Here is a 12892-nt window from a genome sequence, read left to right as displayed (position 1 = left end):
ATGGATCCCACGATTGTCTATGTCCTGTTCGGTGCCTTCTTCCTGCTGTTGATCCTCGGCGCGCCCATCACGGTCTCGCTGGGGGTGGCGGCATTGGCCACCTATCTTAGCCTGGGTGAGAATCCTATGGCGTTCGTGCAGATCGCTTTTACCTCGGTGGGGTCCTTCCCCCTCATGGCCCTGCCGGCCTTCATCCTGGCCGGGGCACTGATGGAGGCCGCGGGTATCTCCAAGCGCCTGGTGGACATCGCCGAGGCCTTCGCCGGGCCCGCCACCGGTGGCCTCGCCGCGGCGACGGTGTTTGCCTGCATGTTCTTCGGGGCGATCTCCGGCTCCGGTCCGGCGACCACTGCCGCGGTGGGCATGCTGATGATCCCGGCCATGGCAAGCCGCGGCTATGACCGGGGCTACGGCAGCGCCATCACCGCCTCCTCGGGAGGGCTTGGGGTGGTGATTCCACCCTCGATCCCGATGGTCATCTTCGGTATTTCCGGCATGGGGCTGCAGCCGCCTCCGGAAGCCGTCGCCGAGCACGGGGCCTTTCAGACCCTGTCGATCCCCAAGCTGTTCATCGCCGGCATCATGCCGGGAGTGGTGATCGCCGGTTGCCTGCTGACCATCAATTATTTCATTTCTCGCAAGCGTGGCTATCGCGGCCTGACCGATCACTGGTCCTTTCCGCAGATCCGCGGGACCCTGCGCAAGGGGGTCTGGTCGATGCTGGCACCGCTCATCATCCTTGGCGGTATCTATAGCGGCCTGTTCACACCCACCGAGTCGGCCATCGTGGCGATCTTCTATACGCTGGTCGTGGGCATCTTCCTGCACAAGGAACTGGCCTGGAAACCAGCCCTGAGGACGCTAGAGACCACCACCTGGATCACCGGGCGAGTGCTGTTGATCCTGTTCACGGCCACCGTCTTCGGTCGCCTGCTGGTGGAACAGCGGGTCCCTGCCTACATTGCCGAGGTGATGCTGGGCGTCACCGATAACACCTATGCCATCTGGGCGATGATCATCTTCTTCCTGCTGTTCGTGGGCATGTTCATGGAGACCCTGGCGGCGATCATGATCCTCACACCGGTGCTGCTGCCGATCATGTACATGCTGGGCATGGACCCGGTGCATGTGGGCATCGTGGTGGTTTGCGCCCTGGCCATCGGCTTCCAGACGCCACCGCTCGGGGAAAACCTGTTCGTGGCCTCGGGGATCGGGGGCTCGTCGATCGAGGAGATCTCCTTGAAGGCGTTGCCCTTTGCCGGTGGTTCCATCGTGGCGCTGTTCATCATCGCCTATTTCCCGCAGATCTCGCTGTGGTTGCCCAGCCTGCTGGGCTACTAGATGGCAAAATCACGTGATGGAGGCCATCGCGGGCGCACCAGTCGCGCCTGTGGTGGCCGAGGAGGAATCATGAGCCATGATATCCGTCGTATCCTGTGTTGCGTGGGGCTGAGAGGCGACTGCGACCTGGTGCTGACCCAGGCGGTGGGGCTCGCACTGGCCACCGGTGCCGAGCTTCACATCCTGCATGCGGTCAAGTCCCTGTCCGATGACGTGGTGAATACCCTCAAGGTCAATATCCGCGACCGGGAGATGCTTGAGACCCTGATGGCACAACGCCTCGATCAGGCCCGTGAGGAGCTCGACCAGCGAATCGACATCTTCTGGCGACGTCATCCCGAGCTACACGACGCCTATGGTGATAAGGAAGTGACGCGTAGCGTGCTCGAGGGCTACCCGGCGTCGGTGATCACTCACTTCGCCAGTCGCTCCGGCAGCGACCTGATCGTGATGGCGGCCAACAAACGCAGCTTTGTCGCCGCCTATGCCGGCAAGGTCACCAAGGGCGTGATCAAGCGGGCCAAGGTGCCCGTGGTCGTCGTGCCTGCCAAGGCCTCGTGAGGCCTCATCGCCCGAGGGTGCCGATGTTCATGGGGTCCTGTCTTCGCCTGGCGGCTATGTCTTGACATCCCGGGCAGGTAGCGAAACAAGAATAATCGTGATCGACAATTCCCAAAAGATGCTGGACAAGATAAGGCATCGGAAGGCGCCGCTAGCAGGGCACCCTGGGGTCGAGAGGAGAGGTAACATGGAACAAGCCAATCAGCTCAAGAAATGCCTGAAACCGCATTGGGTATGGGCAATTGCCTTCGGCTCTGCTATCGGCTGGGGGAGCTTCGTATTACCCGCAGACTGGATCGCCACAGCGGGCCCCATGGGGGCCATTATCGGACTGGCCATCGGAGCCTTGCTGATGATCGTGATCGGTGTCAGCTACGGTTTCCTCATCAAGATATTCCCGGTCACCGGGGGCGGTTTCTCCTACGCCTACCTGGGGTTTGGACGCCGTCATGCCTTCTTCTGCGGCTGGTTCCTGACGCTGGGCTATATCTCCATCGTGGCGCTGAATGCCTCGGCACTGGCGCTACTGGCAAAGTTTCTGGTGCCGGAAATCGCGACCTTCGGCGAGATGTACACCATCGCCGGGTGGGAAGTGTACTTCGGAGAAGTGGCCATCGCTAGCCTGGCGCTGATGCTGTTTGCCTGGATCAACATCCGTGGTGGAAGCCTCTCCGGCAAGAGCCAGTTTGTCTTCTGTATGTTGCTGGTGATCGGTGCACTGCTGGTGGTCACCGGGATGCTGGTATCGCCTACCACCTCCTTCGACAACATGATGCCGCTGTTTCAGCCGGACAAGGCGACCTGGTCGGCGGTTTTCGCCATCGTGGCCATCGCGCCCTGGGCCTATGTGGGCTTCGACAGCGTGCCCCAGGCGGCGGAGGAGTTCGATTTCTCGCCGGCCAAGGCCTTCATGCTGATCGTGCTGGCACTGCTCATGGCGGCTGTGCACTACTCGGTGCTGATCGTCGCGACCTCGATTGCCATGCCCTGGACCGAACTCGTGGCCGGGTCGCCGGTCTGGGGTACCGGCGAGGTGGTTCAGGGGGTACTCGGTAACCTCGGGCTGGCGATGCTGGCGGTGGCGTTGCTGATGGGAATCGCGACCGGACTCAACGGGTTCTACATCTCCACCAGCCGGCTGCTGTTCGCCCAGGGGCGCGCGACGTTCCTGCCCGAGGTATTCGCCCACCTGCATCCCGTCCATGGCACGCCGTCCGCGGGCATCCTGTTCACCTGCGGCGTCTGCCTGCTGGCGCCCTGGTTTGGTCGTGAGGTGCTGCTGTGGATCGTCGACATGGCCGCCACCGGCGTGGCAATCGCCTATTTCTATTGCTGTGCCGTGGCCTACAAGTGCTTCAAGTGGTCGCCGACCTGCGCGGGCGAGCACTACGACGGCTGCGTGTCGCCGTTCAAGAAGGTGCTGTCGCTGCTGGGGGCGATGAGCAGCCTGTGCTTCCTGGCGCTGCTGCTGATTCCCGGTTCGCCGGGTGCCCTTGGCCTGCCGTCCTGGATCGCTCTGGTGGGCTGGGGAGGCCTGGGAGCCGCGCTCTATGCCGCTCGTCGTCTGCATATCCACGACATGCCCAAGCACCAGCTCGATCGACTTATCCTGGCCGCCGGCGAAGGGTAACGCCGCAAGCCTACCACCCGCCTCTGTGGGCACCGGGCTAGAGGGTTTCTTCAAGCTCCGAGGCGACTTGTCGCATCAGCGGTGCCCACTCCAGCAGCGAGTCGATGGAATGACGTAGACGCGGGGCATGGATCGCCAAGGTGGCTTGCATATGGCCCACCTGATCATAGATGGGCACCGCAATGGCCACCATGCCCTGGATGAACTCCTCGTTATCGGTACTCAGCCGGTCCCGGGCGATCTGGGCGAGGTGTTCCTCGAGGGCCGAGACGGATGTCAGGGTATAAGGGGTATGGGTGTCCAGGGTCAGGCTTGACAGCAGGGTACGGCGCCGATGGGGAGGCATCAGGGCGAGAAACAGCTTGCCGCTGGCCGTGCAGTGCAGCGGCAGGCGTGATCCGGGGGTAAGCTGGACACGTACCGGCCAGTTGGTTTCCACCCGGTCGTAGTAGAGCAGCTCATGGCCATCAAGCAGCGACAGGTTACAGGTTTCACCCACCTCCCTGGCCAGGCGCTCCAGCAACAGGCGGCGCGGCGCCTTGAGGCTTTCGTTGGCCAGCGTGCCCATGGCCATGCGATGCAGCCGTGGCCCGGGCAGCAGGTGGCGGCCGTCCAGATCGCGCGTGATCAGCTGTTGATCCTCAAGCTGCTTGAGCAGGCGGTGGATCGTCGGCTTGGGGATGTCCAGTCGCTTGTCGAGATCCGCGGCACTGATGCTGTAGTCGGCGGTGGCGATCTCCTCGAGCAGGCGGATCGCGCGGAGGAGCGTGGTGTTGGTGGACGTGTCTTTGGACATGGGCTTTCCTTACGACGAGCTTCCTGTTGGTGGCTGCCGCGATGATAGCGCAGCAGGCCCGGGGGCCTGCTGCGCATCGGCCGGGTCACAGGTTGACCAGGAACATGGAAAGTGGCGGGAGCAGGGCGATGGCGAGCCAGGCGGTTATCAGCGCGATGAAGTACGGTATCACGTAGCGCACCAACCTGAGATAGGGAATGCCGGTGATGCTGCTCGCCACGTAGAGGTTGAGACCGAACGGCGGTGTGACGAAGCCGATGGCCGCCCCCACCAGGAAGATTACCGAGAAGTGGATAGGGTCCACGCCGGCGTTCTGGGCGATCGGCGCCAGGATAGGGGCCAGGATGATGGTGACGGGAAGGCTCTCCAGGATCATACCGGCGAGCAGGATCATCACCATGCAAGCGCCAAGAATGACATAGTAGTTGCCAAGATCATTCAAGAGTCCTTCCAGGATCTGACCGGCGCCCAGCACGGATAGCAGCTGCTGCATCACCACCGAAATGGCGATCAGCGGTGCCAGCATGCCGGCGATCTGTCCCGAGCGAAGCATGATGGCGGGCAACCGGAAGATGCTGATTTCCCGGGTGATCATCAGCCCCGCGATTAAGGTGAAGCCTACCGTGATGGCGGCAGCCTCGGTCGGGGAGAACTTGCCGGAGTAGATGCCGTAAAGGACGACGGCGATGGTGGCAAATCCCAGGTAGGCCTTGCGTGCGAAGCCGGCACTTTCCTTGACCTTGAAGGGGATCAGAGTGCCCCAGCCATGACGCCGCGCCACCAGATGACAAGCCACCATCATGCCCAGCACCATCATGGCCCCGGGAATCATGCCGGCGATGAACAGATCGCTGATCGACAGGTTCATCATGAAGCCGTAAACGATGAAGATAATGCTCGGTGGAATGATGATGCCAACGGTGCCCCCGCATGCCGCGGTGGCCGCCGAGAAGCGGTCATCATAGCCATTCTTCTTCATTTCGGGATGCATGATCGAGCCTATGGTCGCCGTGGTACCGGCATTGGAGCCCGAGATCGCCGCGAAGAGGCCACAGGCGCCCAGCGTCGACATTCCCATGCCGCCTCGCAGCCAGCCAAGCACCGAGTAGGCGAAGTCGGATAGCCGCTTGGCGATACCCGCCGCGTTGATCAGGTCACCCGTCAGAATGAACAAAGGCAGGGCAAGCAGGCCGAAGAAACTCAGGCCCTGGAAAAGGGTCACGCCGATATTGGCCAGGGTGAAGTCGATGACCATGCTGGTGCCGACCACCCATAGCCCGATGACCAGGAAGATGGGCACACCGAGAAGAAAGAAGAGCGTCACGCCTGTGGTGATCAGGCCGATAAGAAGACCGTCTGTCATGATCTGTCCTCCTAATCCATTATCGAGGGTTGGAGGTTGAAAGGCTCACGCAGGCGGAAGCGTTGCCAGTCAGCGAAGAGGTTCTGAAGGACACGGTAGATGATCAGTATCCAGGCAAGCGGTGTGGCCAGGTAGAACCACCATTGCATGACGTTATCGGTACCCGGCACGATGGCGAAGTTGTTGTAGGCCAGTTGTACCTGGTCGATGGTGAAGTTGATCACCATGACCCCGAAGCCGATCCACAGCACGGCATCCAGGATGAGGCACAGGAACTGCCCGGTGTAGGGCAGGCGCATGCGGATCTCATTGAGCGACAGGTGCGTGCGCTTCTTTACGTTGAGTGAGGCACCGAACCAGGTCAGCCAGAGGAACAGTAGCACGGGGATGCTAGTGCTCCAGGGGGCTTGAACGTTGAAGAAGAATCGGCGAATGACCTCCACGAAGATGATGCCGGACATGCCTGCATACGAAAGAAGGATGATGCACTTCTCAAGGTTCTCATCCAGCCAGCGGAGGGGAACCAGCCATCTCGTGGCTGGTTGAACGTGTTGGTAATTGTGGTTTGCCATCATGAGCCTCCGGTTCAGCCTTTCCACCAGCGCTGAGGCTTGACATTGACTGCGGCAGTGTCCCGCGGTATCTCACGGGCGATGCCATGAATTTCCTTGTAGATGTCCACGCCACCGGCCCAGGCATTGAGGCGCTCTCGCCATTGCTCCCAGGGCTCCGGGTTGAATTCCGGGGCGCAGAGCTGCTCGGCCTTGTCACGCTCGGCATCCGAGAGAGGCGCGACGCGGACGTTGTTCTCGGCGAAGACGGTACCCTCGGCAGGATGCTCGGTGGCACCGACGATCTGGTAGCGACCGGCCTCGTTCATGCCCTGAGTGAAGATCTGTGCACAGTAGGCCGATTCCATGACCTGTTCCTGAAGTTCGCTACCCAGACTCTCGAACTTGGAGAGGTTCATGGCCGTATGCTCGGTACCCGCAAAGAACCTCAGGTCGACCGCCTGGGACACCACGGGAGCCATGCCCGCATAAGCCACGGCACTCATCCAGGTCTCGGCACCGTCGAGCAGGCCCTGGCGAAGCCCATCCAGGGTCTCTTCCCAGGCGACAGGAACGGGATTGAGCCCTAGCTGTTCCATGGCGATACGCCCGAGCTGGGTGCCGGTAACACGGTTCTTGGTGCCCTGAAGCTGCTCCAGGCTGGTCACCAGCGGCCTGTCCTGCCACTTCAGGCCCAGCATCAGGCCTCTCAGGTCGCAGTGCGTGTACAGGAACTGCAGGTTGTGTCGCTGGCGCAGCGGCTCGCGAAGCAGCGTCTCACTCCGCTTGTCGTAGAAGAAATGAAACATCGAGGCGACGCTCGGGAACATATAGGCGAAGTCGAGGATGTTGAGGTAGGGCGCGCCCCCTGCGGAATTCTGTGTCGAGGCAGAGAAGATATCGACGATCCCCTGCTGGGCCTTGCTGACACAGTCGAGTTGGTTGCAGACCTCATTGCTCCCCATGAACTCCACACGGATCGCACCGTTGGTGCGTTCCTCGAGATCGCGTGCAAAGAACAACTGACCGGACTTCTGGATGTCGAGGTTTCGCTCGTTGAATCCCGAGGCACCGAAGCGAAGCTGGAACTTCGGTTCGGTTTGATAGCGGCGCTGCTGTTCCTGCTCGGCGGCTCGGGCCAGGCTGCTGGCGGTGAGGCCGGCGCCTAGCCCGGAGGCCGCGATCAGGGTGGAGGTGAGGCCGAAGCGTCCCGAGATGTTCAAAAAGTCCCGGCGAGATACGTTACCAAACGGTGATTTCATGAGCAGGACTCCCGCATTTTGTGGTTGGACTTGTGAAGGGATGGTGCGTGATGTGTGCCAGACTCCTCGCTTCATCGTCTGATCAATTGAGGAGTACGATCTCAAAATATGCCAAGCAGCCGATAATTTCAAGTTTTTTTGAGACGAAATGAATCGTTATTGACGAGTGTCTAGGTTGTCGTGCATTATAAACGAGACAAAATGTTTCGTTATGGTGAATTTGCTATGAAATCAACAACTAACAAGCAAGAAGCCTTTGACTACATCGTCGTGGGGGCCGGGTCGGCGGGGTGTGTGCTCGCCAATCGGCTCAGTGAGGATCCCACGGCGAAGGTCTTGTTGCTGGAAGCGGGCGGTGCCGACTGGAATCCCTGGATCCATGTCCCCGTCGGCTATTTCAAGACCATGCACAATCCTGCGACGGACTGGTGCTACCTCACCGATCCGGATGAAGGGATCAATGGCCGTCGCCTGCAGTGGCCTCGCGGCAAGGTGCTGGGAGGGTCCAGCTCTCTCAATGGACTGCTGTATATCCGGGGGCAGCGCGAGGACTACGATGACTGGGCCGCGGCGGGCAACGCGGGCTGGGACTACGATTCCGTATTGCCGTATTTCAAGAAGTCCGAGTGTCAGGAACGCGGTGCCGACCCGTATCACGGCACCGAGGGGCCGTTGAAGGTGTCGGACCTGCGGCTGCGACGCGAGATCGCCGAGCGGTTCATCGAGGCCGCCAAGGCCGCCGGGATTCCCGAGAATCGCGACGTCAACGGGGCGACCCAGGAAGGGGTGGGCTACTTCCAGCAGACTTCCTACAAAGGCTTTCGCTGTTCGACGGCCAAGGCGTTTCTCCGACCGGCCCAGAAGCGAGCCAACCTTACCATCATCAAGCGGGCGCACTGCCAGCGGCTGCTGCTCGAGGGCAAGCGTGTGGTGGGGGTCGAGTATCGTCATGGTGAGCGTCTGGAGCGCGTGCGGGCCAACCTCGAGGTCCTGCTTGCCAGCGGTGCCATCGGATCGCCGCAGATCCTGCAGTGTTCCGGCATCGGGGACCCCGAGCATCTCAAAGCGGTCGGGGTCGAGTGCCTGCACGAGCTGCCGGGGGTGGGAGAGAACCTGCAGGATCACCTGCAGGTCCGCCTGGTGTTCAAGACGCGCTGTCGAACGCTCAACGACGAAGTGCGTCATCCCCTGAGGAAACTCGCGGTGGGCACCCAGTATCTGTTGACCCGTACCGGCCCTCTGACCCTCGCCGCCAGCCAGGTGTGTGTGTTCACTCGGTCCCGAGATGGTCTGCAGCGCCCGGATATCCAGTTTCATATGCAGCCGCTCTCTGCCGACAAGCCGGCCGAGGGCGTGCATCCCTTCTCCGCCTTTACCTCCTCGGTCTGTCAGCTGCGCCCGACTAGCCGTGGCTCCATTCGCATTACCAGTCCTGACCCCGCCGTCTACCCCTCGATCCGGCCCAACTACCTGAGCACCGAGAAGGATTGCCGGGTCGCGGTGGATGCCATCAAGGTGGCGCGGCGCATCGCCGAGCAGGAACCGCTGGCCTCGGTGATTACCGAGGAGTACGTGCCTGGGGCGCAGTATCAGAGCGACGAGGAACTCCTCGAGGCGGCACGCCAGCACAGCCAGACGATCTATCATCCGGCCGGTACCTGCAAGATGGGGCATGACCCGCTGGCGGTGGTGGATGACCAGTTGTGCGTACATGGCCTGGCGGGGCTGCGCGTGGTGGACGCCTCGATCATGCCGGTGATCGTCTCCGGCAATACCAATGCGCCCACGATCATGATCGCCGAGAAGGCGGCCGACATGATCAAGGCAGCGCATGCCCAGCATGCGCGGGCCTCCTGATAGTGGCGCCCGGATTGGCCTCAAGGCCGGCCCGTAACTGGTCCTAACTTCCCTTCCAGCGCCCATGCAACATGACGCCCGTGGGGCCGGTAATGGGCGCCCGGCCCCGATGTCCGGTGAGGACGTCCCCCGAGCGTTTCCCTGCCGGGATCCCTATTCCAAACAACGAAGGGCCGATCCTGTGTCGCAGGAAGCGATGATCGACCCCTGGCTTACAAAGGTGGCGATATGACTCGTCGAGACGCCGATGGCGCATCCGATATGTCGACCCTCCAGGCTCACAAGCGGGCCCTGCCCCGCAGCCTGGAGCCCTTCCAACGCATTCTCCCGGGGCTGATGATCTGCATCACCATCGCCTTGGCCACCACATTCATTGCCGATCACTACGGCGGACCGACGCTGCTCTACGCCTTGCTTTTCGGCATGACCCTGCACTTTCTCTCCGAGGAAGGGCGCTGCCTGGCCGGTGTCGAGTTTGCCGCCCGGCAGGTGCTCAGGATCGGTGTCGCCCTGCTCGGCGTGCGTATCACCATCGAGCAGGTCGCCGAACTCGGCATCGGACCGGTGCTTACCGTGGTCTGTGGCGTGATGTTGACCATCGTCATGGGGGCCGTGCTGGCGCGCCTGCTGGGCCTCGATCGGGACATGGGATTGCTCACGGGCGGGTCGGTGGCGATCTGTGGCGCTTCGGCGGCCCTGGCCCTGTCGGCGGTGATGCCACGCAATGCCACCCATGAGCGCAACACCATCATGACCGTCGTGGGGGTCACGACGCTGTCCACCATGGCGATGGTGACCTATCCGCTGATCGTCGGCGTGCTGGGGTTGAGTGACACCAACGCGGGTATCTTCCTCGGCGGCACCATTCATGACGTAGCCCAGGTGGTCGGTGCCGGCTACATGATTTCCGAGAACACCGGTGATGTCTCGACCTTCGTCAAGCTGCTGCGGGTGGCGATGCTGGTGCCGGCGGTGATGGTCTTCATGTTCCTGTTCCGTCGCAACCGCCAGGAGGAGGATGGGGGAGGCAAGGTGCCGATGCTGCCGACCTTCCTGGTGGCCTTCGTGGCGCTGGTGATCATCAACAGTCTCGGCTGGATTCCACCGGTGGTCACCGAGGGCTTCACCGATCTGTCACGCTGGTGCCTGGTCACGGCCATCGCCGCCTTGGGCATCAAGACCTCCTTCCAGAAGCTGGCCGTGGTGGGCTGGAAACCGGTGATTCTAATGGTGGCGGAGACCGTCTTTCTGTTGTTGCTGGTGCTGGCCTTTATCCACTTCGACCTAGTGAGCCTGTGATGATGACGCTAGACGACCAACCGCTGCGTATTGCCGGCCGTGAGTTTGCCTCGCGCCTGCTGGTCGGCACCGGCAAGTATCGCAACGCCGAAGAGACGGCCGCGGCCCTCGAAGCCAGCGGCACCGAGGTGGTGACTTTCGCGGTACGCCGCACCGACCTGGGCCAGGGCAACGACGAGCCGCCTCTGCTGGAGGTGGTGCCGCCGTCACGTTACACCCTGCTACCCAACACCGCGGGTTGCTACGACGCTCGGGCCGCCGTGCGTACCTGCCGGCTGGCCCGGGAATTGCTGGACGGCCATAACCTGGTCAAGCTCGAGGTGCTGGGCGACGAGACTACGCTCTACCCCAATGTGGTGGAGACCCTCAAGGCGGCCGAGGCGCTGATCGCCGACGGCTTCGATGTCATGGCCTATACCAGCGACGATCCCATCGTGGCCGGGGAACTCGAGTCGCTGGGCTGTTGCGCCATCATGCCGCTGGGTTCGCTGATCGGCTCGGGCTGTGGCATCCAGAACCCCTACCACATTCGATTGATCATCGAGCGCTCATCGGTGCCCGTGCTGATCGATGCCGGTATCGGTACCGCCTCGGAGGCGGCGCTGGCCATGGAACTGGGCTGCGATGCCGTGCTGATGAACTCCGCCATCGCCCATGCCCACGACCCGGTAGCCATGGCCCGGGCCATGAAGGCCGCCGTTCAGGCCGGGCGCGGTGCCTACCTGGCCGGTCGCATGCCGCGCCGGGACCAGGCCGAGCCCTCCTCGCCTATGGCGGGGCGTCTCGGCGCGTGAGCCCTCAACTCACGACGGGATGAGGGCTCCAATGGAACCCCTTCATCATGAGGACCATCAGGGGGCGGGTTTTCTCAGCCAGGGATATTGCATTTTGACCGAAGCGCGACCAGACTGCTTGCGTAACAATTTGAAACATTCTTTCCTACATGGAGGTGGTTCATGAAGCCCGTCGCGCTACCTGCTGTTTCTGCCGTCCTGCTGCTGGTCGGTACCGCCACTCAGGCCCAGGAGGGTCCCCTGGCCTACGCGCCGAGCCTGTATCTCGGTGCCGACGCCATGTTCTGGGAGCTCAACCGTGACGGACCTGCCAAGGATGCCGACAGTGCCGGTCTGCGCCTGCGCGGTGGCCTGGCGTTCAACGAATACTTCGCCCTCGAGGGCCATCTGGGCACCGGCGGATCCGATGAAGGGGTAGAGCTGGATGACCTTGTCGGCCTTTATGCCAAGGGCAGCGTGCCGCTCGGGTCGCAGTTTCGCCTCTACGGCCTGGCGGGGGTGACCCAGGTGGAGCTCGACGTCGACGAGGAGAACGATGTCTCCTATGGGGGCGGCGCCGAACTGGATGTGACGCCCAATCTGGCGGCCCGGGCCGACTATATGCGCTACCTCGACGAGGAGAACTACAACTTCGACGCGGCCAGTGTGGGCTTGAGCTATCACTTCTGACGCTCTGGCGTAGCCTTGAACGGCGACGTCCCCACCGGCAGGGGCGTCGTCTCAGGCCATGCCCTCAGGGCCGGCCATGACGATCACCCGTTGCTGGCGGTATCAGAGGCTGAGGGCGGTCCATCTCTCCAATCGGTGCGGTGGTCGGGCAGGCGCCTCAGGGGCGGCAGTAGTAGAGCTTCGCCGGGAGAATGTTGAGGGGCTCGAAATCGCACTCTACGTCGGAGAAGACGCGGTGTAGGTCGGGTAATATCTTGGAGGAGAACTGGTAGATCAGCATGGAGCCCTGGGGCGAGAGCGCGTCCAGACTGTTCATGAGGATGGACTCGCGGCTTGTGGCCGGCATGGTGCTGAAGGGGATACCGGCCACTACGTAGTCGGCGGCGGGTAGCCCCAGGCGGGTCAGCTCGGCCTGGATCGTCTCGGCGGAGCCCCGGACCACTCGGAGCCGGGGATCTGGCAGCGACTGCTGGAGGAAGTCGACGAACTCCTGATTGGTCTCTAGCGCCAGCAGGGTCACCTCCGTTGGCATGTGGCGCAGGAGCTCCCGGGTGATGGTCCCGACGCCGGGCCCGTATTCGACGATCACCCGGGTGTTCTGCCAGTCGATCCGCTCGACCAATCGCCGCACCAGAAAGGGGGAACTGGGGATGATCGAGCCCAGCATACGGGGATGCTTGAAGAAGTTGCGTGCGAAGAGCGATAGCTGAGCGCGTCTCCCGTTTCCTGCCAAGGCCGTGGGCCGGTCCTGCGCCGTCATGGGCATGCC

At 62.3% G+C, this 12892-nt stretch carries 12 protein-coding genes; 7 read left to right on the top strand and 5 right to left on the bottom strand.

All coding sequences use genetic code 11. The features are described from left to right. The 3 genes from FHR94_RS05860 to FHR94_RS05850 all read left to right on the top strand — a co-directional run bounded on the left by FHR94_RS05860 (position 1) and on the right by FHR94_RS05850 (position 3532). A complete protein-coding gene (locus FHR94_RS05860) occupies positions 1-1341 on the top strand; it encodes a TRAP transporter large permease (RefSeq protein ID WP_183324692.1) in 1341 nt (446 codons plus the stop codon). Between the two features lie 69 nt (positions 1342-1410). Continuing rightward, positions 1411-1902 carry a universal stress protein gene (locus tag FHR94_RS05855; RefSeq protein ID WP_183324691.1) on the top strand — a complete coding sequence of 164 codons (492 nt, stop codon included), beginning with the start codon at positions 1411-1413 and terminating at the stop codon, positions 1900-1902. Positions 1903-2089: 187 nt separating this feature from the next. Further along, positions 2090-3532, top strand: coding sequence for an APC family permease (locus tag FHR94_RS05850; protein WP_183324690.1), 1443 nt, complete (start codon positions 2090-2092; stop codon positions 3530-3532). Between the two features lie 37 nt (positions 3533-3569). Here the strand turns inward: FHR94_RS05850 and FHR94_RS05845 are convergent, their stop codons facing one another. The 4 genes from FHR94_RS05845 to FHR94_RS05830 all read right to left on the bottom strand — a co-directional run bounded on the left by FHR94_RS05845 (position 3570) and on the right by FHR94_RS05830 (position 7504). Next, positions 3570-4328 carry an IclR family transcriptional regulator gene (locus FHR94_RS05845; protein WP_183324689.1) on the bottom strand — a complete coding sequence of 253 codons (759 nt, stop codon included), beginning with the start codon at positions 4326-4328 and terminating at the stop codon, positions 3570-3572. 85 nt (positions 4329-4413) lie between these two features. Next, complete coding sequence (locus FHR94_RS05840) at positions 4414-5691, bottom strand: TRAP transporter large permease (RefSeq protein ID WP_183324688.1); 1278 nt, start codon at positions 5689-5691, stop codon at positions 4414-4416. Between the two features lie 11 nt (positions 5692-5702). Beyond that, the gene (locus FHR94_RS05835; protein WP_221188373.1) at positions 5703-6152 is read right to left on the bottom strand and encodes a TRAP transporter small permease; all 450 of its coding nucleotides are present in this window, start codon (positions 6150-6152) and stop codon (positions 5703-5705) included. Positions 6153-6277: 125 nt separating this feature from the next. After that, a complete protein-coding gene (locus FHR94_RS05830) occupies positions 6278-7504 on the bottom strand; it encodes a TRAP transporter substrate-binding protein (RefSeq protein ID WP_183324686.1) in 1227 nt (408 codons plus the stop codon). A gap of 225 nt (positions 7505-7729) precedes the next feature. On the opposite strand from FHR94_RS05830, the gene FHR94_RS05825 reads away from it, so the two are divergent. From FHR94_RS05825 to FHR94_RS05810, 4 genes are all read left to right on the top strand, one after another. After that, positions 7730-9361 (top strand): GMC family oxidoreductase, encoded by a 1632-nt coding sequence (locus tag FHR94_RS05825; RefSeq protein ID WP_183324685.1) that lies wholly within the window; start codon positions 7730-7732, stop codon positions 9359-9361. 228 nt (positions 9362-9589) lie between these two features. After that, positions 9590-10660, top strand: coding sequence for a YeiH family protein (locus FHR94_RS05820; protein ID WP_246389838.1), 1071 nt, complete (start codon positions 9590-9592; stop codon positions 10658-10660). Next, on the top strand, positions 10660-11454 hold the full coding sequence (locus FHR94_RS05815; RefSeq protein ID WP_183324684.1) for a thiazole synthase: 795 nt from the start codon (positions 10660-10662) through the stop codon (positions 11452-11454). Before FHR94_RS05820 ends, FHR94_RS05815 begins: the two co-directional genes overlap by 1 nt. A gap of 162 nt (positions 11455-11616) precedes the next feature. Next, the gene (locus FHR94_RS05810) at positions 11617-12123 is read left to right on the top strand and encodes a porin family protein (RefSeq protein WP_183324683.1); all 507 of its coding nucleotides are present in this window, start codon (positions 11617-11619) and stop codon (positions 12121-12123) included. 157 nt (positions 12124-12280) lie between these two features. Here FHR94_RS05810 and FHR94_RS05805 read toward each other — a convergent pair whose 3' ends face one another. Continuing rightward, complete coding sequence (locus FHR94_RS05805; RefSeq protein ID WP_183324682.1) at positions 12281-12883, bottom strand: class I SAM-dependent methyltransferase; 603 nt, start codon at positions 12881-12883, stop codon at positions 12281-12283. Positions 12884-12892 lie beyond the last annotated feature (9 nt).

The sequence above is a fragment of the Halomonas cerina genome, assembly GCF_014192215.1.
Lineage (GTDB): Bacteria > Pseudomonadota > Gammaproteobacteria > Pseudomonadales > Halomonadaceae > Halomonas > Halomonas cerina.
This window is presented reverse-complemented; position numbering and strand designations above follow the sequence as displayed.

Coding starts and splice junctions, on each gene's coding strand:
- FHR94_RS05845 (WP_183324689.1), bottom strand. CDS start 4,328: ATGTCCAAAGACACGTCCACCAACACCACGCTCCTCCGCGCGATCCGC.
- FHR94_RS05815 (WP_183324684.1), top strand. CDS start 10,660: ATGATGACGCTAGACGACCAACCGCTGCGTATTGCCGGCCGTGAGTTT.
- FHR94_RS05825 (WP_183324685.1), top strand. CDS start 7,730: ATGAAATCAACAACTAACAAGCAAGAAGCCTTTGACTACATCGTCGTG.
- FHR94_RS05810 (WP_183324683.1), top strand. CDS start 11,617: ATGAAGCCCGTCGCGCTACCTGCTGTTTCTGCCGTCCTGCTGCTGGTC.
- FHR94_RS05860 (WP_183324692.1), top strand. CDS start 1: ATGGATCCCACGATTGTCTATGTCCTGTTCGGTGCCTTCTTCCTGCTG.
- FHR94_RS05830 (WP_183324686.1), bottom strand. CDS start 7,504: ATGAAATCACCGTTTGGTAACGTATCTCGCCGGGACTTTTTGAACATC.
- FHR94_RS05850 (WP_183324690.1), top strand. CDS start 2,090: ATGGAACAAGCCAATCAGCTCAAGAAATGCCTGAAACCGCATTGGGTA.
- FHR94_RS05805 (WP_183324682.1), bottom strand. CDS start 12,883: ATGACGGCGCAGGACCGGCCCACGGCCTTGGCAGGAAACGGGAGACGC.
- FHR94_RS05820 (WP_246389838.1), top strand. CDS start 9,590: ATGACTCGTCGAGACGCCGATGGCGCATCCGATATGTCGACCCTCCAG.
- FHR94_RS05855 (WP_183324691.1), top strand. CDS start 1,411: ATGAGCCATGATATCCGTCGTATCCTGTGTTGCGTGGGGCTGAGAGGC.
- FHR94_RS05835 (WP_221188373.1), bottom strand. CDS start 6,152: ATGTCCGGCATCATCTTCGTGGAGGTCATTCGCCGATTCTTCTTCAAC.
- FHR94_RS05840 (WP_183324688.1), bottom strand. CDS start 5,691: ATGACAGACGGTCTTCTTATCGGCCTGATCACCACAGGCGTGACGCTC.